The sequence below is a fragment of the Vreelandella sedimenti genome, assembly GCF_013416325.1.
Lineage (GTDB): Bacteria > Pseudomonadota > Gammaproteobacteria > Pseudomonadales > Halomonadaceae > Vreelandella > Vreelandella sedimenti.
Map to the genome: position 1 here is coordinate 60,230 of NZ_JACCGK010000011.1, position 23,395 is coordinate 83,624.

The 23,395-nt window shown below is 53.9% G+C and carries 20 protein-coding genes; 5 read left to right on the forward strand and 15 right to left on the reverse strand.

Going from position 1 to position 23,395, the window contains the following annotated elements; all coding sequences use genetic code 11:
* Position 1 precedes the first annotated feature (1 nt).
* A complete protein-coding gene (gene metH / locus HZU72_RS13435) occupies positions 2-3,697 on the reverse strand; it encodes a methionine synthase (RefSeq protein ID WP_180092941.1) in 3,696 nt (1,231 codons plus the stop codon).
* Positions 3,698-3,989: 292 nt separating this feature from the next.
* Between metH and nfuA the strand changes: the two genes are divergently transcribed.
* A complete protein-coding gene (nfuA, locus tag HZU72_RS13440) occupies positions 3,990-4,613 on the forward strand; it encodes a Fe-S biogenesis protein NfuA (RefSeq protein WP_027959432.1) in 624 nt (207 codons plus the stop codon).
* Between the two features lie 66 nt (positions 4,614-4,679).
* Here the strand turns inward: nfuA and HZU72_RS13445 are convergent, their stop codons facing one another.
* Complete coding sequence (locus HZU72_RS13445) at positions 4,680-5,720, reverse strand: DNA-binding protein (RefSeq protein WP_180092943.1); 1,041 nt, start codon at positions 5,718-5,720, stop codon at positions 4,680-4,682.
* Between the two features lie 215 nt (positions 5,721-5,935).
* Here HZU72_RS13445 and HZU72_RS13450 point away from each other — a divergent pair, with 215 nt between their 5' ends.
* Both HZU72_RS13450 and HZU72_RS13455 read left to right on the forward strand, forming a co-directional pair.
* Positions 5,936-7,114, forward strand: a complete 1,179-nt coding sequence (locus HZU72_RS13450) for a tyrosine-type recombinase/integrase (RefSeq protein WP_180092945.1) — start codon at positions 5,936-5,938, stop codon at positions 7,112-7,114.
* 59 nt (positions 7,115-7,173) lie between these two features.
* A complete protein-coding gene (locus HZU72_RS13455) occupies positions 7,174-7,590 on the forward strand; it encodes a SufE family protein (RefSeq protein ID WP_039858498.1) in 417 nt (138 codons plus the stop codon).
* 8 nt (positions 7,591-7,598) lie between these two features.
* On the opposite strand, the gene yidD is transcribed toward HZU72_RS13455, so the two are convergent.
* From yidD to HZU72_RS13485, 6 genes are read right to left on the reverse strand one after another with little or no spacing between them, the layout of a single operon-like run.
* Positions 7,599-7,931, reverse strand: coding sequence for a membrane protein insertion efficiency factor YidD (yidD, locus tag HZU72_RS13460; RefSeq protein WP_180092947.1), 333 nt, complete (start codon positions 7,929-7,931; stop codon positions 7,599-7,601).
* Between the two features lie 23 nt (positions 7,932-7,954).
* Complete coding sequence (hisI, locus tag HZU72_RS13465; RefSeq protein ID WP_180092949.1) at positions 7,955-8,425, reverse strand: phosphoribosyl-AMP cyclohydrolase; 471 nt, start codon at positions 8,423-8,425, stop codon at positions 7,955-7,957.
* A 5-nt stretch (positions 8,426-8,430) separates the two neighbouring features.
* Complete coding sequence (locus HZU72_RS13470; protein ID WP_007114248.1) at positions 8,431-8,877, reverse strand: transcriptional repressor; 447 nt, start codon at positions 8,875-8,877, stop codon at positions 8,431-8,433.
* Between the two features lie 44 nt (positions 8,878-8,921).
* The gene (locus HZU72_RS13475) at positions 8,922-9,935 is read right to left on the reverse strand and encodes an alpha-L-glutamate ligase-like protein (RefSeq protein WP_180092951.1); all 1,014 of its coding nucleotides are present in this window, start codon (positions 9,933-9,935) and stop codon (positions 8,922-8,924) included.
* Positions 9,932-11,455, reverse strand: a complete 1,524-nt coding sequence (locus HZU72_RS13480) for an inactive transglutaminase family protein (protein ID WP_180092953.1) — start codon at positions 11,453-11,455, stop codon at positions 9,932-9,934. Before HZU72_RS13480 ends, HZU72_RS13475 begins: the two co-directional genes overlap by 4 nt.
* 33 nt (positions 11,456-11,488) lie before the next feature.
* Complete coding sequence (locus tag HZU72_RS13485; protein WP_180092955.1) at positions 11,489-12,325, reverse strand: ATP-dependent zinc protease family protein; 837 nt, start codon at positions 12,323-12,325, stop codon at positions 11,489-11,491.
* Between the two features lie 225 nt (positions 12,326-12,550).
* On the opposite strand from HZU72_RS13485, the gene HZU72_RS13490 reads away from it, so the two are divergent.
* On the forward strand, positions 12,551-13,084 hold the full coding sequence (locus tag HZU72_RS13490) for a DUF3833 domain-containing protein (protein WP_180092957.1): 534 nt from the start codon (positions 12,551-12,553) through the stop codon (positions 13,082-13,084).
* A 96-nt stretch (positions 13,085-13,180) separates the two neighbouring features.
* On the opposite strand, the gene HZU72_RS13495 is transcribed toward HZU72_RS13490, so the two are convergent.
* The 4 genes from HZU72_RS13495 to gorA form a co-directional block, all read right to left on the reverse strand.
* Positions 13,181-13,573, reverse strand: coding sequence for an ectoine synthase (locus HZU72_RS13495; RefSeq protein ID WP_022523470.1), 393 nt, complete (start codon positions 13,571-13,573; stop codon positions 13,181-13,183).
* A 103-nt stretch (positions 13,574-13,676) separates the two neighbouring features.
* Positions 13,677-14,948, reverse strand: coding sequence for a diaminobutyrate--2-oxoglutarate transaminase (gene ectB / locus HZU72_RS13500; RefSeq protein ID WP_180092959.1), 1,272 nt, complete (start codon positions 14,946-14,948; stop codon positions 13,677-13,679).
* 106 nt (positions 14,949-15,054) lie between these two features.
* Entirely contained in the window at positions 15,055-15,633 is a 579-nt protein-coding gene (gene ectA, locus HZU72_RS13505; RefSeq protein WP_180092961.1) for a diaminobutyrate acetyltransferase, read from the reverse strand.
* A gap of 219 nt (positions 15,634-15,852) precedes the next feature.
* Positions 15,853-17,235 carry a glutathione-disulfide reductase gene (gene gorA / locus HZU72_RS13510; protein ID WP_180092963.1) on the reverse strand — a complete coding sequence of 461 codons (1,383 nt, stop codon included), beginning with the start codon at positions 17,233-17,235 and terminating at the stop codon, positions 15,853-15,855.
* A gap of 207 nt (positions 17,236-17,442) precedes the next feature.
* Between gorA and can the strand changes: the two genes are divergently transcribed.
* Positions 17,443-18,090 carry a carbonate dehydratase gene (gene can, locus HZU72_RS13515; protein ID WP_180092965.1) on the forward strand — a complete coding sequence of 216 codons (648 nt, stop codon included), beginning with the start codon at positions 17,443-17,445 and terminating at the stop codon, positions 18,088-18,090.
* 27 nt (positions 18,091-18,117) lie between these two features.
* Here can and HZU72_RS13520 read toward each other — a convergent pair whose 3' ends face one another.
* The 3 genes from HZU72_RS13520 to tamB are packed head-to-tail and all read right to left on the reverse strand — an operon-like array spanning position 18,118 to position 23,391.
* Positions 18,118-18,645 (reverse strand): cytochrome c, encoded by a 528-nt coding sequence (locus HZU72_RS13520; protein ID WP_180092967.1) that lies wholly within the window; start codon positions 18,643-18,645, stop codon positions 18,118-18,120.
* 49 nt (positions 18,646-18,694) lie between these two features.
* Positions 18,695-19,327, reverse strand: a complete 633-nt coding sequence (gene msrA, locus HZU72_RS13525) for a peptide-methionine (S)-S-oxide reductase MsrA (protein WP_180092969.1) — start codon at positions 19,325-19,327, stop codon at positions 18,695-18,697.
* Between the two features lie 11 nt (positions 19,328-19,338).
* Entirely contained in the window at positions 19,339-23,391 is a 4,053-nt protein-coding gene (gene tamB / locus HZU72_RS13530; protein ID WP_423841456.1) for an autotransporter assembly complex protein TamB, read from the reverse strand.
* Positions 23,392-23,395 lie beyond the last annotated feature (4 nt).

Genomic DNA, 23,395 nt, shown 5'->3' on the forward strand with positions numbered 1-23,395 from the left:
ATTAGCTCAGGTCGTAGGAGAGCACTGGCGAGAGCCAGCGCTCCATCTCCTCAAGGGGCATCTGTTTACGCTCGGCAATGGCCTCGACCTGATCCCGGGTAATCTTACCGGTGGAGAAGTACTTCGACTGGGGATGGGCAAAGTACCAGCCAGAAACCGCTGCCGCAGGCCACATGGCGAAGTTTTCGGTCAATGCCAAACCGGTATTTTCGGTGGCATCGAGCAGCCGGAATAGCGTGGCTTTTTCGGTATGATCCGGGCAGGCAGGGTAGCCGGGGGCAGGGCGGATGCCCTGATACTTCTCAGCGATCAGGGCATCGTTGTCCAGCGTTTCTTCCGGTACATAGCCCCAAAACTCTTTACGCACCCGTTCATGCATGCGCTCGGCGAAGGCTTCTGCAAGGCGATCTGTCAACGCCTGCACCATAATCGCATTGTAGTCGTCGCCTGCCGCCTCATAAGCTTTGGATAGCTCATGAACGCCGTGGCCCGTAGTGACCGCAAAGCCGCCAATCCAGTCAGCTTTGCCGCTCTCTTTGGGAGCAATAAAGTCGGCCAGGCTGTAGCAGATACCGTCACGGCCTTTAGTGGTCTGTTGACGGATATGGAAGAGACGTTCGACGACTTCGCTGCGTGACTCATCGGCGTACACCTCGATGACATCATCATCAACGCTGTTGGCGGGCCATAGGCCGATAACACCGCGGGCCTGGACGCGTTTCTCATTGACCAGCTTGCGCAGCATGACCTTGGCATCTTCAAACAGGTTGCGGGCTGCTTCACCGACCACCTTGTCGTCGAGTATCTTGGGATACTTACCCGCTAACTGCCAGCTCATAAAGAAGGGCGTCCAGTCGATGCGCTCGATCAATTCTTCGAGGTCGTAGTCATCGAAAGTTTTTAGCCCCAGCATATTGGGCTCGGCGGGAGTGTGGGCGCTCCAGTCGGTACGGAAGCGCCGCTTGCGTGCCTGGGTGTAGTCCAGGTCCGCCGCTTTGGGACGACGCTTGGCGTTACGCTCGCGAACCTTCTCGTACTCTTCACGTATTTCAGCGACGTAAGGTGTTTTTAAAGCAGGCGTCAACAATCGGCCCGCTACACCAACGGCCCGGGAGGCATCGGTAACGTAAATCACCGGATGCTCATACTGCGGCTCAATCTTCACCGCGGTATGCGCTTTTGAGGTGGTAGCACCGCCAATCAGTAACGGTAGATCCATACCTCGACGCTGCATCTCTTTGGCGACGTGAACCATCTCATCCAGCGACGGGGTGATTAGCCCGGAAAGTCCGATAATATCGGCGTTGTGCTCTTTGGCCGCCTGCAGGATTTTATCTGCGGCGACCATAACGCCAAGATCGATCACCTCGTAGTTATTGCATTGCAAAACCACGCCGACGATATTTTTACCAATATCGTGGACATCGCCTTTCACCGTTGCCATTACGATCTTGCCTTTGGCTTTGGTCTCTTCGCTCTTTTCGGCTTCGATATAGGGGATTAAGTAGGCCACGGCCTGTTTCATGACCCGCGCAGACTTAACTACCTGAGGCAGGAACATTTTGCCGTCGCCAAACAAATCGCCGACCACGTTCATACCGTCCATCAGCGGGCCTTCGATCACCTCAATAGGGCGTTCGGCCTCTGCGCGGGCCTGTTCGGTGTCATCCTCAATATACACCGTAATACCTTTAACCAGCGCGTGTTCGATACGCTTGTTAACCGGCCAGCTGCGCCACTCAAGATCCTCTTTCTTAGCCGCGCCGCTGCCGTCGCCTTTATACTTATCGGCGATATCCAGCAGTCGCTCGGTGCCATCGCTACGCCGGTTAAGCACCACGTCTTCAACCGCATCGCGCAGCTCGGCGGGGAGGTCGTCGTAAACAGCGAGCTGGCCTGCGTTGACGATGCCCATGGTGAGGCCCGCACGGATGGCGTGATAGAGGAACGCCGAGTGAATTGCTTCGCGCACCGGGTTGTTGCCACGGAACGAGAACGAGACGTTAGACACCCCGCCAGAAATCATCGCGTGGGGCAGGTTTTCGCGAATCCACTGGGTCGCTTCGATAAAGTCGACCGCGTAGTTGTTGTGCTCCTCAATACCGGTGGCGATGGCAAAGATATTGGGGTCAAAGATAATGTCTTCCGCGGGGAAGCCGATGTCATCCACCAGCAGGCGGTAGGCGCGCTGACAAATTTCGGTTTTGCGGGCAAAGGTGTCTGCCTGGCCCTCTTCATCAAAGGCCATGACGACAATGGCAGCACCAAAGCGGCGGCATTTGGTCGCCTGTTCGCGGAAGGCGGCTTCACCCTCTTTAAGCGAGATGGAGTTCACCACCGCCTTGCCCTGGACACACTTGAGGCCCGCTTCGATAATCTCCCACTTGGAGGAGTCGATCATAATCGGCACACGGGCGATATCTGGCTCGCCGGCAATCAGGTTAAGGAAACGCTCCATGGCTTCCTTGGACTCGAGCATGCCCTCGTCCATGTTGATATCGATGACTTGCGCACCGCTTTCGACTTGCTCCAGGGCGACTTCCAAGGCGGTGGTGAAGTCCTCTTCCACAATCAAGCGCTTAAAGCGCGCCGAGCCGGTAACGTTGGTGCGCTCGCCGACGTTGACGAACAGCGAGTCAGCCTCAATGTTGAACGGCTCTAGGCCTGATAGACGGCAGGCGCGGCTGCGCTCAGGAATTACCCGCGGCGTCATATCGCGAACCGAATCAGCAATGGCGCGAATGTGCTCGGGTGTTGAGCCGCAGCAGCCGCCGATAATATTCACCAACCCGCTGGCAGCAAACTCGCTGACAATCTCCGACATCTCTTCCGGCGTTTGGTCGTACTCACCAAACTCGTTGGGCAGGCCCGCATTGGGGTGGGCGGAGACAAAGGTATCGGCTTTGGTAGAGAGTTCTTCCAGATAGGGGCGCAGCTCCTCGGCACCCAAGGCACAGTTCAAGCCTACCGACAGCGGCTGAGCATGGCGTACCGAGTTCCAGAAGGCTTCGGTGGTTTGACCTGACAGCGTACGCCCCGAGGCATCGGTAATGGTGCCGGAGATCATTACCGGCAAGCGCTCGCCGCGATCATCGAACAGCTCTTCCAGGGCATAGATCGCGGCTTTGGCGTTAAGCGTATCGAAGATGGTTTCGATCATGATCAGATCAGCACCGCCTGCAATCAGCGCTTCAGCGGCCTCATAGTAGTTCTCGCGCAGCTCATCAAAGGTAACGTTACGCTTGGCGGGATCATTCACATCCGGCGATAGCGACGCTGTGCGCGAGGTGGGGCCTAACACACCTGCCACGTAGCGGGGCACACCGGTTTCAGCGGCCACTGCGTCGCAGACCTCACGAGCCAGGCGCGCTGATTCACGGTTGAGTTCAACCACCAGCGATTCCATGCCGTAATCAGACTGTGACAGCTGAGTGCTATTAAAGGTGTTGGTCTCAATAATGTCAGCACCGGCTTCCAGGTAGTCACGGTGAATCCGTGTGACCACTTCGGGGCAGGTTAGCGCGAGCAGATCATTATTGCCTTTGAGATCCGAGGGCCAGTCGCTAAACCGTTCGCCGCGAAAATCTTCCTCGCTCAACTGGGCATTCTGCAGCATGGTGCCCATACCGCCATCCAGAATCAGGATACGTTGGGCAAGGCGTTGGGTGAGGGTTGCGATCAAAGCACTATCAGCCATGGCAGGGGGAGTTCTCCAGCGTCACAGTCGTCAAAGGGGATGTTGTTATCGTCGGAAAAGCAGCATCTGTCGTTATAAGGCGCATAATGATAACAAAAGGGAGGGCAAAAGGCGCCCCTACGGAGGCTATACGCAAGATAAGGAAAGATAATTAATAGTCGCTCATAAAAAGAGCCGTTTAAAATAGCCGACTAAAATAGTCGGGATTGTGTCAGCGCGCTGTTTTGCTTACCATAGACACAAATGACATGTGAAGTGGCGCCGCCACTACCACGGGAGGAAGACAGCCCTCATGACCACGACTAGCGAAAAAGAAACCAGTGTCGATACCCAAGGTATTGATATTACAAACAGTGCGCAAGAATACTTGGCAGAACTGCTGGAAAAGCAGAACGTTGAGGGTATTGCCGTACGCATTTTCATTACCCAGCCGGGCACACCCTACGCGGAAACGTGTCTAGCCTACTGCCGCCCCGGCGAAGAAGAACCCACCGATGTGCTGCTTGAACTCGAGAAAATCAACGTCTTTCTCGATAAAAACAGCCTGGCGTTTTTGGAAGAGGCGGTGGTGGATTTCAACGCTGACCGCATGGGTGGCCAGCTAACCATCAAAGCGCCCAACGCCAAGATGCCCAAGGTAAATGCGGATAGCCCGCTGGAAGACCGTATCAATTACGTGCTATACAGCGAGATCAATCCTGGGCTGGCGGCACACGGTGGTGAAATCAAACTGGTGGAACTCACCGAACAGCAGTACGCGGTGTTGGCCTTTGGCGGCGGCTGCCAGGGTTGTGCAGCGGTTGATTTAACCCTGAAAGATGGCGTTGAGAAAACCCTGATGGAGCGCATTCCAGAGCTTGCCGGTATTCGCGACGTTACCGATCACAGCGATACCACCAACGCTTACTACCGCTAAATAAGCGATAGTAAGGCTCAAAAAAGCCCAGCTTGAATCGCTGGGCTTTTTGCGTCTCTAAGTTGATTACTGGCTTGGCTCACTGCTCTGCTTTGAAAGCGCATCGGGGAGTGCCGTTAGCTGTGTTTGCAACGCTTCCATACGGCTCCAAAGCTTCTCTTGCCACGCTTGCTGTAGCGCAGCTTCGCGCTCGGCATGCTGCTGAGATTGTCTGTTTAGCGCGACTTTGGCCTCATCTAGCTGCTGGGTCAGCGCTTTCTCTTGCTTCTCCAATGCCGTCATTTGCTGTTTCTGCTCACTTAGCTGTTGCTCGCGCTCACTGGCTTCCAGCTGTAGTTGATGCAGGGCCTGCTGCTTTGTCTTTAGCTCCTGACTCAATGTATCAATGCGCTGCTCAGACTGCTGCAGACGTTTTTGGAAATTCTTCTCTTCCTGGGCACGCGTCTGCTGAGCGCTATCCAGCATCGCCATCAGCCTTCCTTCGGCCGCCTCATGGCGCTGCTCCTCTTGTGCTAAACGCTGCTCCCACGCTACCTGCTGCTCGCTGAGGGCATTGCTATGCGCATCGCGCTGTGCATCTGACTGGTTCTCTAGCTGCTGCTGTACCTGCTTCAGTTGAGTTACTTCTTCTTGCGCTATTTCAGCTTTTTGATGCCAGTGATGTTCGCTGGTTTGGCTAGCGGCCAATTCCCGGTTTAACGCCTCCATGCGCTGCTCCATATGACGCAAGTGCTCGGCGAGGGCGCTTTCGCGTTGCTCGGCGTTAGCGGCCTGCTGTTTTGCATCTTCTGCGAGCTGCTGTGCATCTGCAACCTGGCGATTGGCATCTTCTCGATAGTGAAGCAGCGTTTGATTCGCTACCTCCTGGGCCTCGCGCCATAGCTCGCTGGCCATGGTCACCACGACTTCTGGCACCCCCTTGGGCGGCGGCACGTCGCGATTTTGCTCCCGCTCACTGCGCCACAAGCGGAAGTGATCACTAATCGTCGTGAAGCTGCCGGTGCCCAGCACATCGCGAATACGCTGCACGCTGGGCGTGTCGCCCCGGGCCAACAGGGCATCAATGGCTTGTTGAACATCGCTGTACTGAATGCCGTTGCGGGCCATGAAATGATCCTTCCTTGAGAGCTTCTGTAACCACCATTGTCGGGACTTGTCGTATAAAAGGCAACAATTACGTATTATGTAATACGTAATTTTATTTATGATAATACGCATAAATTCAAGATTACCCGTATTATCTTGAATTTATAGTGTTACAGGAGCACACTTAAGGCCAGATAATGTAAACATCGGCTAAAAAGAAGAGAGTAGCGACGGGCATGGCGAACGAGGTTATAACACCCACTGGCCAACTTCAGATATTGAAAGAGTCGCCGAATGGCGGACGTATTAGCGCCCAAAACGATGTCCAGGCAGTGACCGCATGGCTTGACGAGTACGTGGATAGCCCGCAAACCTGGAAAGCGTACCGTCGCGAAGCGGAGCGGCTGCTGCTCTGGCTCGCCAGCCAAGAGCACACGCTGGCCGATATCAACCGCGAAAACTTGCGCCGCTTTGAAGCCTTTCTCGCCGACCCACAACCAAGCGAGCAGTGGGTAGGGCCCTCCAAACCCCGCGCGCACCCGTCATGGCGGCCATTTCGTGGCGGTTTATCGCCCGCCAGCCGACGCCAAAGCCTGGTGATACTGCAAGGGATGTTTGCCTGGCTGGTAGAAGCTGGCTGGGTTAACCATAATCCGTTTCGCTTGATGCGCGATAAATCGCGGCGCCTGAATAATCAAACGCCGCGTGTTGAGCGCTATTTGGAAAGTGATTTGTGGGCGTGGCTGTGGGAGTGGCTGAATAGCCCGTTAGAGACTGGGGAGGGCAGTCGTGCCCGTTTTGAACATGCACGACGGCGCTTTACCTTTGGCTTTGCCTATTTGCTGGCACCGCGCATTAGCGAGATGGCCGATGCGCGGATGGGGGACTTCCAGCGCAGCGAAGGACGCTGGTGGTGGCATGTGGTGGGCAAGGGAAACAAGATGGCACGCATTCCGCTGCCTGACGATATGCTTGATTGTCTGCGCCAGTGGCGCCATGTACTGGGGTTGCCTGGATATCCTGAGCAGTTTGAAGCTAAAGCACCGGTGCTTCGCGCCCTGGATGGACAGCGTGGCCTGGGCCATAATCAGCTTTATCGGCTTATTCGCGCTACGTTTCAGCAGGCAGCACAAGCACTTAAAGATATTGACGGAGCGACGGAGCATGTGACAGCGCTTAACCTGGCAACGCCGCACTGGTTAAGGCACACATCGATCACCCATCAGGCTCAATCGGGCATTAGTCTACGCCATCTGGCCGAAAGCGCTCGACACGCGCGCCTCGACACCACCTCACGCTATCTCCATAGCGAAGACAACGAGTGGCATCTTGAACAGCAGCGACATCGATTGACTGTTTCCGACACAACCTCCCTCAAGACTCCTTCGAGCCGTTATAATGGCCACAATGAGTAACCCTATGACTCAAAACATCAGTCGCCAATCAAGCCAATTCCAATAGAGAAGGAAATAGCATGAGCACTTCCGGCGCCGAACAGGCCCAGCAAGAGCTAATCGAAGATTTCGAGATATTTGATAACTGGATGGATCGTTACCAGTACATTATCGATATGGGCAAGCAACTGCCTGACTTTCCCGAAGAGTGGAAGCTCGAAGAGTTTAAAATACAGGGCTGCCAGTCAAACGTGTGGATGCGCCATGAGGAGGAGGGCGATAAGCTGGTGTTCAAAGCGACCTCCGATGCCGCCATCGTATCCGGCCTGATTGCCGTATTGCTGCGCATTTACAGCGAACGCACCGCCGCTGAGATTCGTGCTACCGAGCCACACTTTTTAGCGGATCTGGGATTGGATAAGCACCTTTCACCTACGCGCAGCAACGGCCTGCATGCCATGCTTGAGAAGATCTACGCGGTAGCACAGCAGAAGTAGAAAACAAGCTAGCGAGGGTGATGATCACAGCAAGAGGGCGACGATGCCTTTTCGTCATCCTCACGGCAAAGCTGTTCGCTGCGGCCGCCGGGCACCGGATCCATACCGCCAGGATTGCCTGGGTGGCACTTAACGATCCGCTTAACGGACATCCAGCCGCCCTTTATTGGCCCATGCACCTGAATCGCTTCAACCGTGTAGGACGAACAGCTCGGCCAGAAGCGGCAGCGCGGGCCTAAAAGGGGGCTGAGCGTATATTGATAGACTCTAACGCAGCCAATCATCACCTTCATCAATACCCAACGCGGGCCTGATCGTAGGGCTGATATCAACCGAGTCATGGCTAAGTTTTGCATAGGCAAAGCTAGTTTTTTTTGCCGTACAGTTCGTCAGGATCAATCAGAGGATTGCTGGCAATCGAGGCCTGCTCTTCACCCACGGTAATATAGAAACAGCTGCGCCGGCCGGTGTGGCAAGCAGGTCCCGTTTGTTCGACTTGCAACAATAGCGTATCGCCATCGCAATCCAGCGCAGCAGAGACAAGCTGCTGCTGCTGGCCCGATGACTCACCCTTGCGCCATAGTTTTCCCCGCGAGCGCGAATAGTAGCAAACACGCTGGGTGGTTAACGTCTCTTCCAGCGCCTCACGGTTCATCCAGGCCATCATCAACACTTCGTTAGTATCGTGCTGCTGAGCAATGGCAGGGATCAAACCATCAGCATTAAAACGCACCGCGGCTAGCAAAGTGGCCACAGCGGGAAGAGTATCTTCTGGGGCAGCACGCTCGAGTTGTTTAAACAGGGCATCCGGCGCGACGTGATCAAAACGGGACATACAATTTACTCGCTAGCTGTTCGACAGTCCTGACAAAGCCCTTGAAGCTCAATGGTTTGGCGCTCAACGTTAAAGCCCTGGCGTTTTGCCAGCGCCGCCAGTTGATCGCTGATCTCGTCCAAGTGCAGCTCTTCGACATAACCGCAGTGACGGCAAATCAGTAGCTGAAAACCGTGGGCATGCTCTGGGCAAGCGCAGGCCACGTAGGAGTTCTGCGACTCAATGCGATGCACCAAGCCTTGATCAATCAAGAACTCGAGCGCCCGATAAACCGTAGGAGGGCGGGCGGCCGCATGCTCAGTAGAGAGCTTATCGAGCAGGTCATAGGCTTTTAGTCCGCCGCCATTTTCGGCAATCATCTCTAGCACGCGTCGGCGAATAGGGGTGAAGCGGACGCCGCGGATATGGCACTGAGACTCCGCCTGCTGTAGTAGTGTACTCGCTTGGGTCATGGGCAACTCGTTGAACGTTGTTAGCCTAGGCTCTCGTTAGTAGTCTACGCGCCGGTGGAAGCGGTGTCAGAGCTTTCTACCGGTTCGCTGTCTACCAGCTCACTTTGTCGCGCAAAATGGTGCTGGGCAAAAGCTACCCGTTGTTTAGCGGGCACGCCATCGGGTTGACGTTCAACCAGGTCGAGGCGACGGCGCAAACCTTCGCCATTGGTCATTTGAATAGCCAAGCCAGGCCTGGCGTTGAGCTCAAGCAGCATCGGGCCGTATTTTCGATCCAGCACCATATCGGTACCCAGGTAGCCTAGACCGGTCATTTCATAACAACCCGCCGCTAAGTTAAGCAGCGTTTCCCACTGGGGAACGACCAAGCTTGCCAGATCGTGCCCAGTGTCCGGATGGCTAAAGCAAGGTCGGTCAAACTGAACGGCGCGCAGGGCAGCCCCAGTGGCGATGTTCAAGCCAACGCCTACCGCCCCTTGGTGCAGGTTAGCTTTGCCGTCGGAAGCTGCGGTGGAGAGGCGCATCATGGCCATCACCGGGTAGCCCTTGAAGACGATAACCCGGATATCAGGAACACCTTCATAGGTGTAATCCATCAGGCTTTCATCGAAATTAATCAGTGTTTCAATCACCGCTACATCAGGCGAGCCACCCAATGAGTAGAGCCCCGACAGAATATTCGACACGTGTCGCTCAATATCGGTAAGAGAGAGCTTGGCACCACTAGGCTTGATAAAGGCGTTATCTTCGACCTTTTCAATCACCAGGATGCCCTTACCGCCGCTTCCCTTGGCAGGTTTGATGACAAAGCCTGTGTGCCCTGTGAGCATGGCGCCAATGTGCTTAACGCCAAACTGTGTTGTTACGGTGCCAATCAGCTCGGGCGTGGTAATCCCATACTGTTGAGCCAGTAGCTTGGTTTTAAGCTTGTCGTCGACGAGGGGATAGAGACGGCGACTATTATAGCGGCCAATGTAGCGAATATTACGCCGATTCATGCCGATAATGCCTTTATCCCGCAAGCGCGTGGGCCACGTCCAGTTCTTCAGCCAACTCATGAGGGTTTCTCATCGTCAGTGATTGGCTTGAAGCGGCGCAGCTCAAGTAAACGGTAGCCGGTGTAATTGCCCAGCAGCAAGATCAACGCCATCAATATCAACTGAACGCCCAGGAAGTTGAAGGTGATATGACGCACCCAGGGGTTATTCATCGCCAGGTAGGCAAGGATCGCCGTGATCAAACTGCCGCCGCCTTGGATTAGCACCTGCTTAGGGCCTTCCTCTTCCCAAAGTATCGACATCCGCTCGATGGTCCAGGCCAGGATGATCATCGGGAAGAAGGTAATCGTTAAACCAGCACTGAGCCCCATGCGGTAGGCCAATACGGTGAAGATCGAGATAATCGCAATCACCGTTATGATCACCGCTGAGACCCTGGCCACCAGTAATAAATTCAAGTAGGAGAGATAGTTACGAATAATCAGACCGATGGCAACGATAAGCAGGAAGCCTATCAAACCCGTGGGAAGGGTGGTTTGAATGAAGGCGAGGGCGATCAACACCGGCATAAAGGTACCGGACGTTTTGATGCCCACCAGCACACGCAAAAACACCACCATTAACGCACCAATGGGAATCAGCAAGATAGTTTGGAATAGCGCTTGCTCCTCCAGTGGCAGGCTGTGAATGGAGAAGTTCAGCAGCGTATCCTCAGAGTAGTGGTTGCGAACCGCCGCCGAAGCAGGCTGGTCATGGGTCATCATGGAGAAGGTAACCCGCGAATTGGTGCCACCCTGAACTTCCAGCACGGCTCGACCGCCGGTTTCCCACAGCAGCAGGTTATCGGGCTTACCTTGCTCACCTGTCAGTGGATGAAAAATTGACCACTCTTCGCCTGATTCATCAAACACCTGAATCCAACTACTAAGTGTTTGACGGCGCCGCCCATCTTCTAACAGTAGGCCGCTCACTTCACGGGCTTGTACGCCCGCCTGATTGAGTAATCTTACTACCAGCGCCGCCGGATTCTCTTGTGAAAGCAGTAGCCGCGCATTTTCTTCCTGACGCTCACCGTTAATGTCGCGAATTAGCTCGCGAGCGAAAGTGGCGTTGTTGGCACTACGCGCCCAGGCTTGCTCAATTAGTTGGCTGGCCGCCGTATCATAGGGACTTTCCCAGGGAGTGGTAACGGGCACTTCGGGAGGTGTCTGTACCGGCGAACGCGCATCCTGGGACACCAGCATCTGAACTGAGTAATATAACGCTTGGCTGCCCACGGCTTCGCGAATTGTCCAACGGGCGGTACGGCCTAATTCGTCCGCCTGGTAAGCAAGCCCATAACCCGACGATGCAGTGTTTTCAGTCAGTACGCGGTAGCCTGCCTGATGAGAAGGCAGCGCCAGATCGACCTGAACAGGGCCACCCTGGGCATTGAAGTTAATACCTGCTTCAATTTCCCACACTTGCCGCTGCTCACCAGGCAGCCATGGGATTTCAAACTGCACATGACGATGCACGCTGGTCGCTACGCCCGCGACGAGCAACAGGACGACAATAATATAAAACATTAACCGTGACATGGAGATTCCTTTCCTCGTGAAGCGTCAGAGCGGTTACTCTTCGCTATCGTCTTCATCAACTGCTTCATCTTCAGTAGCTTGATCCGCTGGTTCGCCACCAGGAAATTCGGGGCGCTCATGCAAATAGGTGTCGGCCACATCAATTACCGCAATATCCATCAAAAAGCGCCGTCCTAGAAGCACTGGATAATCGAGATGAGAGCGGTCATTGAGGGTAAATTCGACATTTTCACGAATCGGCCCTAGAGTCAGTAACAAAGAAATGACGGGACGTGACTCTTCGCCAGAGGCTTGAATAATGCGCACTCGGCGCACGATAGGCGCTTCAACCCACTCATCGCGCTGCGATTCAACGGCCACATCGTCGTCGTTCAGCGCCAACTTGAAGCGTACCCAATTTTCACCGTCACGCTCGAAGCGAGTGATCTCGGCAGCAGAAAGGGACGAGGTGTTGGCTCCTGAATCGACTCGCGCTTTAAGGTAGGTGCCCAGGCTTGGTAGGCCAACCCATTCGCTGCGGCCCAGTAACGTTTTAGTGGTCAAGCTCTCATCAACCTCACACTCTTCACGAATGATGACCGGCTCTTCACCGCGAGCTTCCAATTGCTGCACGTCTTGGCGGAGGTAACGCAATAAACTGCCCACTTCACGAATATCAGCGGTCAATGCCTGCTGGTGATCAAGCTGGCGTTGCTGCAGATCAATGCGGGTGTCGCATTGTTGCGTTAGCTGGCTCTCTAACTCCAGGATACGAGAATTGAATGAGGCTTCGCTTAAAGGGGGCGGTTGGTTCGTTTCCGGCTGGGTTGCTGCACAGCCTGCGATCGAAAGCGACAAGCCAGCGATAAGCCACAAAACACCTGGGCGCATAACGAGAGATATCCTTGGACAATAGGTTGGGGAATGATAAGGAGATGGGGGTCTAGTGTCCAACGCCATCATCGCTTTTCGGGCACCCATTCTATCTTATTTAACATAATATATATTAATCGAACCTGAGTGCTCACAGTAGTCATGGCTGCCTGTCTGCTCTATGCTAACAAAATGCTTTACCATAATTGTACCCAGCTCCATTTAAATATAGGAAATGATGTCATGATCCGCCCTTTGCGTATTAGCCTCTTTTTTACACTGCTCTTCTTATTAGCTGGTTGTGCTGGTGTCACTATTGAAGACTACGCTGATTCTGAGCCTCGTTTGGACGTCGCCGAATACTTTGCGGGCTCCACCCGTGCCTGGGGCATGGTACAAGATTATTCAGGCGAGGTTCAGCGGCGCTTCACCGTGGATATACAAGGCAGCTATGAAGATGACACCCTGACTCTGGATGAATCTTTCGTCTTTTCAGATGGTGAAACTGATCGACGCGTTTGGACATTTGAGCGAATCGATGAACATAGCTGGGTGGGTACTGCCAGCGACGTGGAAGGTCAAGTTGAGGCGCACCAGTACGGCCATGTTTTCCATATGCGTTATCCGTTAGAGATCGAAATCGATGGTCGGATGATCTCATTTACGATGGATGACTGGATGTACCTTCAATCGGATGGCCGCTTGATCAATCGAACCGCCATGCGCAAATTTGGCTTTACGCTTGGTGAAATCACACTAGTGTTTGAGAAAAACTAAGAAACCTTTGATTTTCTATTGCGCTCGTCTTCAGATTAAAAAAGGCAGCCGCATACTTAGCAGGCTGCCTTTTTATTTATCTCACGCTAGTACGATTTACTCTGGGGCTGCGTACGAGCCATCTTCCTGGTGAACCTCATTACCTGTGATCGGCGGAGTAAATACACAGGCAACCGTCATGCCCTTCTCTTTGCCGCGCAGCAAGTGTTCATCATGCTGGTCGAGTAGATAAATGTCGCCTGCTTTGATCGGCCAAATTTTACCGTCAGCCAGGGTTTCAACTTCGCCTTCACCTTCGTAGCAAAACACTGCTTCGTAGTGATTTTTGTAGTGGATATGCGTTTCAGTGCCTGGAAAAATGCGGGTAATATGGAACGAAAAACCTGCATTATCGTTGGCCAGAACAAGGCGCGTGCTGTCCCAGTTACCATTTTCAGCGGTCACTAGACGGTCTGTTTTACGCGCTTCATCAAGATTACGAACGATCATAGGAGTACTCCGTTGCAAAACGACTGGCGACTACCAGCCGCTATATCCCTAACTAAAAACTGTGAGCTACTGCTGCAGCGTAACGCTTAATCCTACCGCCAAGTTATTCGCTAGCAACAACAGCTTTAACGCACATTTCGAGAATATCCAAACCTTCCAGCAGATCATCATCGCTAATGGTTAGCGGGCATAGACACTTAACCACTTCACCATCCTGACCACTGGTTTCAATTACCAGACCATGCTCAAAGGCTTTACTGGTAATTTTATCGGCAATATCACCCGACACGACGTCAATACCGCGCATCAAACCACGACCACGTTCAGTGGCAGGCATGCCGTGTTCCGTTAACAACGCTGCTAACTTCTGAAAGCGCTCTTCTACAATACGCCCTTTGCGCTGAACATCACGCTCAAAGGTGTCATTAGTCCAGTATTTTTTCAACGCCGCTGTGGCGGTCACCATCGCCAGGCTGAAACCACGGAAAGTGCCGTTATATTGACCCGGTTTCCATTTGTCCAGCTCAGGGCGCATCAACACATGGGCAAATGGCAGGCCAAAACCGGAGAGCGATTTCGAGTTGGTAATAATGTCAGGTGTAATACCCGCATGTTCGAAGCTAAAGAACTTACCTGTACGGCCACAGCCTGCCTGAATATCATCGATAATCAGCAGAATATCGTGGGCACGGCAAATCCCTTCGAGACGCTTCAACCACTCCAAGCCTGCAACGTTAATACCGCCCTCGCCTTGCACGGTTTCAATGATAACGCCCGCTGGAATATCCAAACCGCCAGATTTGTCGCTGAGCAGCTTTTCAAAATAATCCAGAGTATCGGTATGCTCACCCATGTAACCATCGTAAGGCAGAAAGCTAGCGCCCTGGGTGGGTATGCCACCCGTGGCTTCACGGAATTTACGATTACCTGTGGTCGCCAAAGCCCCCATGGTGACGCCGTGGAAACCATTGGTGAAGGTGACAATGTTGTGACGGCCTTTAGCCACACGAGCCAAGCGGATAGCGGCCTCTACGGCATTGGTACCGGTTGGGCCAGGCAGATGCACTTTATAATCCAGCCCGCGTGGCTTGAAAATAACTTCTTCCAGCGTTTCAAGATAATCGCGCTTGGCATTGGTCCACATATCCAAACCGTGAACAACACCGTCAGTCGACAGGTAATCAATCATCGCCTGCTTCATGTGCGGATTATTGTGGCCGTAGTTCAGCGTGCCCGCGCCGGCGAGGAAATCAATGTACTCACGGCCATTCTCATCGGTTAGGCGCGCATTTTGCGCTTTGGTAAACACCACCGGAAACGAACGAGAATAAGTACGTACATTGGATTCCATGCGTTCAAGCGTCTGGGTCTGCATTAGCGACCTCCTTGGTTGATCATTTTAACTTTAGGCATTACTTGCCCGAAGCAACATGAGCGGGAAAAACGGTAAGTCCGATACGAGTATCTAGCAAAACGGCGTATTAGATGCGGTCTGTTTGGAACGGGCCGATACGAACCAGGTTTTCCGGGTCATGCTCTCCTCCGAGCTGTTCGGTAGAGAAGTATTCGCGGCTGTTTAGCGGCGCATGCCAGCGCGCAGCCAGGCGACGAAATAAGCCCCAAGAGGCTAGATTGTCAGGCGTGATGGTAGTTTCAAGGTGATGCACATCATCAAGCTCGGGACGCGACATGATCGCCTCAACCAAGCGACGCGCTAGGCCTGTGCCGCGTGCCTTTTCACCGACAGCCACTTGCCACAGAAAATAGGTGTCGGGGGCATTGTCCTTAACATAGCCAGACACAAACCCCACCACTTCGCCGTCTTCATTGGTCGCCACTGCGCAGGTGTCACGAAACTGAGTAGCAAGCAGTAGGTAGGCATAGGCTGAATTCACATCCAGCGGCGGACAGGCTTTGATAAGCTCGTAAACTCCCCAGCCATCATCTGCATTGGGTTTGCGAATAAACAGCGGCATCTCCGCATGACCCACAACAGCATCAGCCACCGTTGGCCTAGCAAGGTCAGCAGAGGGGGTAAAAGGTTGTGTCGGCGTACTCATAGTTATGCTTCGCTGTAGCGAATTTGATGTTCATTATAACAGCTGATTATGAGCAATTCAAAAATCATATTATTCTACACCTCGCTTTCCATAATTTTTTGTTATGAGCGAATGATGCAACCACTGCTCACTCCACCGCTCGCCGTTATCACTTTTAGAATAGTGCAAGTAGCCTAGAAAAAAGGCGCACCAATGGGCACGCCTGCACTTTTAATGTATTTATCTGCGTGTCAGCGTACGCAGCGTGACGAACTCCTCAGCTCCCGTCGGGTGGATGCCTACGGTGCGGTCAAAGTCCTGCTTGGTAAGGCCAGCTCTTACCGCGATTGCAATTCCTTGAATAATTTCACCCGCGTCATCTCCGACCATATGGGCCCCTACGACTACATCGGTAGCATCGTTCACGACCAGCTTCATTAAGGTGCGCTCTTGGCTACCTGATAGGGTGTGCTTCATGGCGCGAAAATCGGTGCTATACACACGAATATTGGTGAATTTTTCCCGCGCGTCCTGCTCGGAAAGGCCCACGGTACCGATGTTGGGGTGGCAAAAAACGGCGGTAGGGATCGTTGTGTAGTCCAACGGTTTGGGAACCGTATCGGCAAAGTGGACGTCGACAAGCTGCATTGCCTCAGCCAGTGCTACCGGTGTTAATTCCGGCCCAGCCGTCAGGTCGCCCAAGGCTAAAATAGAAGGCAGCGCTGTTTCAAACCGCTCGTTTATGGGGATTTTGCCCGCGTCATCCAAGCATACGCCCAACGCTTCAAGCCCTAGCTCACGGATATTCGCCTTCCGCCCTGTGGCGGCGAGCACCACATCGACTTCAAGCATGTCGCCGTTGGTAAGGTGAACATTGTAGCCGTCTTGGCTGCGCTCAATGCTCTCGATGTTAGTGTTGAAATGGAGGTTGACCCCCTTTCTTTCCATTTCAGCGCAAGTGAACTCGCGAACCTGTTGATCAAAGCCTTTCAAAAACAGTTCGCCACGGTAGATGAGGTGCGTCTCGCTACCCAGACCATTAAAGATGCTCGAAAATTCCACCGCAATATAGCCACCGCCAAGCACTAAAAAGCGCTTAGGAAAAGTATCCAGATCAAAAATCTGATTGGAATCCAGTGCGTGTTCACTGCCAGGAAAATCGGGTACCCAGGGCCATCCACCAGTAGCCAGAACGATTTTTTGTGCAGTCACCGATATATCGCCATGCTCGCCGCTTAAGGTCACCGTGTGTGCATCGGCCAGGCGTGCTCGTGCATTGAAGAGCGTTACTCCAGCGCCTTCCAGCATGCGTTGATAAATGCCATTCAGACGTTTGATTTCACTAATCTTATTGTCGCGCAGTGTGGCCCAATCAAAGCTGGCGGGGCCAGGCAACTGCCAGCCAAAACCTGCCGCATCGTCAAAGCTGTCATGGAAATGGGCAGCGTAGGAGTAGAGCTTCTTGGGCACACAGCCAACGTTGACGCAGGTTCCACCCAGGTAGCGATCTTCGGCAATGGCCACTTTGGCGCCGGTAGCCGCGGCCATACGCGCAGTGCGTACCCCACCAGAGCCTGCTCCAATAACCAGAAGGTCATATTCGTATTCAGAAACGTCTGCCATGATTTGCTCCCGGGGAGTTAGAATTCGTATGGATCAATATCGGGTTGCCCATTGGTCAAGTGCAGTAGTTGACCTGACTACCCGGGAAGGTTAAAACCTTCTGCTGCTATTTTGTACTGGCCTACGTTATATAAGGCCTAATTCCACCCTGAGTAGGGCTTTGATAACCCGCTTATCTTAATGCCCTTTAACTTTTCTGGAGACGCTATGTCTGACCCTATTGCGACGCTACTCGACAATAATCGCGCCTGGGCTGAGCGTATGTGCGAAGAAGACCCCGACTACTTTAAGCGCCTTTCAAACCAGCAGAACCCCGATTATCTATGGATTGGCTGCTCCGACAGCCGAGTGCCGGCGAATCAAATCATTGCACTCCCGCCTGGAGAAGTTTTCGTACACCGCAACGTCGCCAACTTGCTTCATCACACCGATATGAACGCCCTCTCGGTGGTTCAGTTCGCGGTGGATGTTCTTAAAGTCAGCCATATTATGATTGTCGGTCACTATGGTTGCGGGGGGATTAAGGCCGCCATGATGGGAGGCGAATGTGGCGTGGTGGATTACTGGCTGCACTCGGTGCGCGAACAATACAACCACCACAGGAATTCGCTTGACCACCTCCCACTGGAAGATCAAATCGACCGCATGTGCGAGCTCAACGTGAAAGCCCAGGTAAACAGTTTGTGCCGCACCAAGATTTTGCAGCGCGCTTGGCAGCGAGGTCAGCAGATTTCGGTGCATGGCTGGGTCTACGGATTAAGCGATGGCCGCGTTAAAGATCTTAACTGCACCGTAAGTGGTTTAGAACAAGTGGAAACGCTTTACCGTATTGATCGTATCCAGCCAGGCGATTAAGCACTCCCCCAATGCCTATCGCTACGCTTAGTCGTAGCGGTAGGCACGATGGCAGCTCTTACAGCTCGCGCCCACTTCTGAAAGCGCACGGGCAGTGTCTCGAGTATCCTCTTGCTCGGCTACATCGATTAAATGAGCGATTTTTTCCTCCAGGTCGCTAAAGCCGGCGGCGAATTCACCCCACTTTTCCCATATAGATGCCCGCGCTTCAGAACCACTGCCGTGGGTGCCCTCAATAAACGCAGGTAGCAAACGATCAGCACTGGCACGCTCTTGTAGCTCAAGCAATCGCGGTGTTGCGGCCACAATATCTTGATTATTGATTAGATCAAAGCGCAGCTGACGCACCAGACTCTCAATATCCTTAAGCTCTTCGCGACGCCAAATGACGGCTTCGCGTTCACTTGCGAATGGCGTGTCGCTGACAGCTTGGGGCATGGCTAGGGCGCTAGTCTCCTCGCCTGCCCAGGCCAGCGGCGTGCAGAGCATTAGTGCTAAGGCGCTGGCTGCCGTACCGCGGCGGGAAGCCCACTTCAGGTAATGGCGTTGCTGCATAATGGCTTCCTGTCGATGATTCGGTAGTCAAAGGTGTAATGCGCGCGCTTTAATCTATCGGGCACGTGACCCCCGTCCCTTTTAAGCCACAGTAGCCATGGGGGTTTTTATCCAGGTACTGCTGATGGTAAGCCTCTGCGTAATAAAATGTTTCTAGCGGCTTAATCTCAGTCGTGATTGCCCCTCTGCCCGCTTTGTCGAGCGCCTGTTGGTACGCTGCCGCGCTTTGCTCGGCTACCGTTTGCTGCGCTTGGCTGGTGGTAAAAATGGCGGAGCGATATTGCGAGCCAATATCGTTACCCTGGCGATTGCCCTGGGTCGGGTCGTGCGCTTCCCAAAAAACCTGCAACAACGTTGCCAGCTCGACTTGCTGTGGGTCATAAATCACCCGCACCACTTCGGTGTGGCCGGTACGCCCCGTGCATGTCTCGTCATAGGTAGGGTTAGGTGTCTCACCACCGGCATACCCCGCCGCAGTGACATAGACCCCTGACAACTGCCAAAACAGGCGCTCAACGCCCCAGAAACACCCCATGCCTAGCACGATCTCCTCGTGGCCTTCGGGAAACGGAGGATGTATCGAGTGCCCATTAATGGTATGCACCTGGCTTGTTTCTATAGGCGTATCACGCCCAGGCAGTACACGGCCTAAACCTGAGCTAGCGTTTGAAAATAGTGACATATCGCCCTCACTTATTGCTGCTGAATGATTTCAGGATTACCGGAACGGGTAAAGGTGTAGATTAAATCCACCGCTTGGTTGGTACCCGAGACGGCCTGTACATAAAGGTTACGCCACAGCGTGTAGCGTAGTGTTAGTTCGGCAATTGGCGAGAAAATTCCCACCCCGTAACTAATTCTAAGATCATCGGTGAGTTGGCCACTGACAGCGACTTGACTGTCGTCACCGGCCCCGGCGGTGTCCAAAGTTAAGTCATCAATGCCGAAGGCTTCACCAATGGAACCGACCGCTCCACCGGTGCGCCCTAACGACATACCAATCAGCGCGGTGGTCAGTGCGCTATCCACCCCGCCCCCCGAAGCATCAGGCGCGCGACCCCGTAATAGATAGGAGAGCGCTCGGGATTCATCCATCGCCGGTTCAGAAAAGATCAGTACGTTTGGTGATTCGGCACTGCCTGTTACCCGCAAGCCCGCAATAACGTCATCTTCGGTAACGTCAGGGTTGCGAATGGCTTCGAAGTCGAGCGTAGGTAGACCTGGCGGACCACTAAACAGCAGTTCACCGCGGCGAATAACCAGGTCTTGGCCGAACGCTTGGAAACGACCATCGACCAAATTAACGTCGCCGAACAGTTGTAGCGCGCCGCTGCTTTGGCGAATTTCCAGCGCGCCTCCCAAGCCAGACTCCAAGCCGTAGGCTGAAATTTGCATATCGCTGCCCAACGTTAGGGTCACCAGTACGTCAATAGCCATACCGGTGGCGGCAAGCTCATCCGCGGCACTTGGGCCATCCTCATTGGCAGCCGCTCGCTGAGCCTCAATTTCGGCCTGGCGATCGTCGCGCTCGGTAATAATCACTTCATCGCCACTTGGGGTGACTGCCGATGAGGGCATATCGCCAATTTCAAGTCGTGCCCAGGGTAAATTCACATCCCCTCTCACTTGCAGCCTTTCCGGCGTGACCCGGATACGGATATCCGGCGCTACCTCAAGACGTCCAAACTGAGGCAGAACGACCAAGATAGGCTCCTGCACAGCATTCAGGTCGACGCCAATCCGCCAATCATCACCGCTTGGCCAATATGCATCACCGGTGATTTCCAAACGCCCGCGCTCAGCGGCCAGATAGCCGTCAATATCCCCCTGTTCACCGTCGAATGAGACCACCAGATCGCCACCCTGAATATCGACAGGAATATCCGGGCCACTTACCCCTATGCCGCGCAGTCCAAGCTGACCTTGTAAGTCAGGCGCGGCGGTGGTACCGGTAATTTGGACGCTGCCCGTTAAATCGCCCTCTAGTCGATCCATTCCTACCAACATAGGTCGATAGGGTTGCAGCGAAACATCTTCTGCACGCAGCTCGCCAGTTAACGCGCCGGCCCCCAAGGGATCATTAACCGCTAGGTCTAAGTTGATATCGCCCGCTTCGGCAAGCGAAAGCGACACATTGGCATTCGCCTGGGCTTGGTTGGCCTCGATCTGAGCGTCTAAACTGACTTCTGGCAGTTGCACAGGCTGGCCATAATCATTAACGGCGGTAATGGCGAGTTCGCTAAGAATTTGTAGATCTGCCTGCCACTGGGCACCCCCTTGACGCCAGTTGGCAACAAGATCCGCGGTTGTATCCCCCTCTAACTGCCACTCTTCAGGCAAAAAGGGCTCCAGCATTTCCATTGGCACTTCACGTACCGAAAGCACGGCGTTGCCCTGTTGCGCAGAGGCAGTGATCTCCTCTTCAGAACAGACTAGCCCACCTTGCTCCCGGCGCAGGCAGAACGGCGATAGGCGCGCCTGACCATTGGCTAGGTCATAGCGCAGGTCTAGAGGCGCTTCAAGACGAATATCCCCCGCCTCAGACTCAACTTCCAGTGGCGTTACGCGGGCTTGGTAAAGCTGGCCTTGCTGGTCAAAGCGGCCTTCCAGGGCAATCAGCGCACGGCTTAAAGCACTGTTGTCTGTACCCTGGGCGGTCAGTTCAAGCTGATGCTCTGAGAGGCGCCCGGCCAAATTGGCCTCTATGTTTGCAAGGGCCTGACCCCCAGCATTGACGTTTTGTAGTGCGAGCTGTACGTCGAGGGAGGGATCCTCAATGCCCTGTACATCAGCATCTAGGATAAGCCGTTCAATACGATTCTGACCAAAACGCACGCCATCACCCTGTAAACTGGCGAGTAATTGCGGTTGATTAAAACTACCGCTGGCCTCTAGCGTACCGACGATAGTGCCCGCCAAGTCTGGCGATAGCGTTTGCAACTGGCGTAGTGCAATGTCCGCGTTTAACGACATGGCCTGTTCGCTCATTTGCCCCTCTGCTGTTAAGCGATTCTCCCCCTGGGTAAACAGCAACTCGTCAATCTCCAGCTCCAGGTTGCTGTTAGCATCAAAGGCCGCTTGCAGGGTTAGCGGGTAGTCGCGCAGTTCACCGTCAATCGCTAAGTTGGGTACGCTAACTGCCCACTGATCCTCTTGCTGACGCAGCGTAAGCTCGATGTCGCCGTTTAAATTACCCTCAAGCTGATCCACGAAGTGGGCAGGGTTAAACTGATCCAGACGAATAGTGGTGTTGACCTGTAGCGGTGCAACCCAACTGATGTTGCCTTCGCTGCGCAGGGAACTTTCGTCGACTGCGAGGGTGAGCGGTTGCCAGCTAAACTGCTCGAGATCGCCCTCTCCGGTGACGTTAATTTGAGTGCGCGGCAGGCTCGGGCCCTCAACCGCCAGAGCCAATTGAGCACTATAATCGCTCAGGCTGCCGGTGACCTGTAGATCCAGGTCATCGACTATATAGGCTTGGGCTGTCTCTTCTTCAGTGCTGTCATCGACGCTTTCATTGCTACTCTCATCTGCGCTGACAGGCAGCGGCCACTGAACTTGGTCACTTTGTAGCTGCAGTTGAAACGGCAGCGTCGGGGCGAGTGCATCGACTTGCCCCCTCAGGGATGCATTGACCGCGCCAGAGGCATCCAACTGCGCTTCAAGCGCATCCAGTGGGCCAGACAGCGTTAAGGTTAAAGATTCGCCACTTAGCTCAGGGTATATCTCAGGTAAAAATAGTTCGACGCCCAAGCGAGCTTCGAGTGGGTAGTTGCCGGTTAGAGTGGCGTTCGCGGTTAATTCCGCCTCAGCATCCGGGGTAACCACGGAAAGCTCAGTTACTTCGACGTTATCACCTTCGGTTAACAGCCCAAGCCGCAGTCGCTCGACGCGGTACTCGGTAGCCCCTTCCAATCGAAAATCGTTGAGCGTGAATTCAGGTATCTGGATATCAACCGGTAGCGTGATCTCTGGTAGTTCCAGGCGTTCGCGTTCTTCAAGCTGCTGCTCTGGAGATTCCACCGACGCCACGGCTTCTTGGGGTGGTTGGTTGAGCAAGATAGCGGCATCGATGGCTTCAGCATAAAGCGGCGTTTCAATGCCCTGGGTTAGCAGAACACCCGGGGAAGGTGGCAAATAGACACGTGGCTGCTCCAAATGGGTTGGCGAGAGGCGTACTGTGTTTCCTTCAGCGGTGGCTGCCGAGCTTAACGAGCGCCACGCTACTTCGGTACCATCGGCAAGCCTGAGGTTAACATCGTCCAGCAACAAGGAACGTAGTTCGATGGGAAAAGGAAAACGAATAGCCAGCGGGCTCTCTTCCTCTTCGGGAGGTGGCGCTTGCTCACTGGATGGGCCTAGCTGGATGTCGGCGCCCACCACACGCAGTGTGTCGATGCATAGGCGCCCTGACAGAACACAGTCATCCGCCCACTGGAGTTCGAACTCATCCACGGTTATACGTGTTTCGCCTAGCTGTAGCTGGAAATCTTCGAGCTGGAAATGGTCGAGCAAGCCGCCTTCATGATGCGTGTAGGAGAAAAAATCACGCTGCTCCCCCTGCGAGAGCAGCACCCCAGTGCCCCAGGGTGATAACGCCACCCCGACAATCAGCGCCACAATACCGAACAGCCAAATAGGCAACACGATTACAAGACGCACAAGGCTCCAGAACAGTAGCCAGGCACGATACTTTGGAGACAACATACGGCGTTTATCAGACGCAGCTGGTTCAACCTGAGACAAGTCT

Excerpts from the sequence above, each read along its gene's own strand:
- metH (WP_180092941.1), bottom strand. The coding sequence starts at position 3,697 with ATGGCTGATAGTGCTTTGATCGCAACCCTCACCCAACGCCTTGCCCAA.
- nfuA (WP_027959432.1), top strand. The coding sequence starts at position 3,990 with ATGACCACGACTAGCGAAAAAGAAACCAGTGTCGATACCCAAGGTATT.
- HZU72_RS13445 (WP_180092943.1), bottom strand. The coding sequence starts at position 5,720 with ATGGCCCGCAACGGCATTCAGTACAGCGATGTTCAACAAGCCATTGAT.
- HZU72_RS13450 (WP_180092945.1), top strand. The coding sequence starts at position 5,936 with ATGGCGAACGAGGTTATAACACCCACTGGCCAACTTCAGATATTGAAA.
- HZU72_RS13455 (WP_039858498.1), top strand. The coding sequence starts at position 7,174 with ATGAGCACTTCCGGCGCCGAACAGGCCCAGCAAGAGCTAATCGAAGAT.
- yidD (WP_180092947.1), bottom strand. The coding sequence starts at position 7,931 with ATGACTCGGTTGATATCAGCCCTACGATCAGGCCCGCGTTGGGTATTG.
- hisI (WP_180092949.1), bottom strand. The coding sequence starts at position 8,425 with ATGTCCCGTTTTGATCACGTCGCGCCGGATGCCCTGTTTAAACAACTC.
- HZU72_RS13470 (WP_007114248.1), bottom strand. The coding sequence starts at position 8,877 with ATGACCCAAGCGAGTACACTACTACAGCAGGCGGAGTCTCAGTGCCAT.
- HZU72_RS13475 (WP_180092951.1), bottom strand. The coding sequence starts at position 9,935 with ATGAGTTGGCTGAAGAACTGGACGTGGCCCACGCGCTTGCGGGATAAA.
- HZU72_RS13480 (WP_180092953.1), bottom strand. The coding sequence starts at position 11,455 with ATGTCACGGTTAATGTTTTATATTATTGTCGTCCTGTTGCTCGTCGCG.
- HZU72_RS13485 (WP_180092955.1), bottom strand. The coding sequence starts at position 12,325 with ATGCGCCCAGGTGTTTTGTGGCTTATCGCTGGCTTGTCGCTTTCGATC.
- HZU72_RS13490 (WP_180092957.1), top strand. The coding sequence starts at position 12,551 with ATGATCCGCCCTTTGCGTATTAGCCTCTTTTTTACACTGCTCTTCTTA.
- HZU72_RS13495 (WP_022523470.1), bottom strand. The coding sequence starts at position 13,573 with ATGATCGTTCGTAATCTTGATGAAGCGCGTAAAACAGACCGTCTAGTG.
- ectB (WP_180092959.1), bottom strand. The coding sequence starts at position 14,948 with ATGCAGACCCAGACGCTTGAACGCATGGAATCCAATGTACGTACTTAT.
- ectA (WP_180092961.1), bottom strand. The coding sequence starts at position 15,633 with ATGAGTACGCCGACACAACCTTTTACCCCCTCTGCTGACCTTGCTAGG.
- gorA (WP_180092963.1), bottom strand. The coding sequence starts at position 17,235 with ATGGCAGACGTTTCTGAATACGAATATGACCTTCTGGTTATTGGAGCA.
- can (WP_180092965.1), top strand. The coding sequence starts at position 17,443 with ATGTCTGACCCTATTGCGACGCTACTCGACAATAATCGCGCCTGGGCT.
- HZU72_RS13520 (WP_180092967.1), bottom strand. The coding sequence starts at position 18,645 with ATGCAGCAACGCCATTACCTGAAGTGGGCTTCCCGCCGCGGTACGGCA.
- msrA (WP_180092969.1), bottom strand. The coding sequence starts at position 19,327 with ATGTCACTATTTTCAAACGCTAGCTCAGGTTTAGGCCGTGTACTGCCT.